This is a genomic window from Arsenophonus endosymbiont of Bemisia tabaci Q2 (genome assembly GCF_902713415.1).
Taxonomy (GTDB): domain Bacteria; phylum Pseudomonadota; class Gammaproteobacteria; order Enterobacterales; family Enterobacteriaceae; genus Arsenophonus.
In genome coordinates, this window is the sequence record NZ_CACTIE010000158.1 from 1 (window position 1) to 839 (window position 839).

Here is an 839-nt window from a genome sequence, read left to right on the forward strand (position 1 = left end):
CAGATGCAGAGCCAATCCGAAATTGCTTCGCTGTTTCTCGGATACTCAACCCTTCTTCTTCCATCGTAAATATCACTTTACGTCTAAAATCAATTGAATGGCTCATATAAATAATGTCATCAAAATTAAGTCGCTTAGCTATACATCCCAACAACATCAACCATTAGCCAGTCAAACTAGAAATGTAACGTCAGACCCATTTTATGACACCGAGATCCCCTTTTGAAATGGGAGGTTTAACCAATACGCAGTTCACACTTGCACACTACCGTCAATCTGTTATATTTAGACTTAGCACCTTAACAAAACGGGTGCTGGATTTGATAGCCCGATGCGATGAAGCGGACGTTAGCCCCTCTATAAGCAGTTTTTTTGTGTCCGTTAAACCAACGTTGCACCCCTAAATTATGGTGAGACGTAGCGGGAGAGCCAAAAAGCTCGCCGGGTTTTTCGTGGCCGCTCTATCAATCCCGTTACGTCTCGCCACCCTGTTTGATAGCAGGGTGCGAAGTTTGAAAGAACCCACGAAGGAGGCCGCCACTATGGTTGCTATCACCCAAACTCGCCCTGAATTTATTGATACATACTGGATTATCCTAAAATAGTCTACTACCCACTACGGCAAAGTGTCACTGACACGCCAAGATCGTCGTACCTTTAATTCCATGTTCAAAGATAGCCACCTCATTTGGGCTGGCTCGCCAACCTGTTCGTACTGGCATGGGGGAAAATTAACATGAGAATTTTTGATATCTCCAGTGCTCAACAGGAAAAAATAAAGCTAGAAATCACTTATGAAAGTCATATAGCTAAGCGACTTAATTTTGATTACACCATAT

General features: G+C 42.9%; 1 protein-coding gene. It reads left to right on the forward strand.

What is annotated here, in order from left to right:
* The first annotated feature begins 97 nt into the window (after positions 1–97).
* Entirely contained in the window at positions 98–226 is a 129-nt protein-coding gene (locus ARSQ2_RS13800; RefSeq protein ID WP_255487667.1) for a hypothetical protein, read from the forward strand.
* Positions 227–839 lie beyond the last annotated feature (613 nt).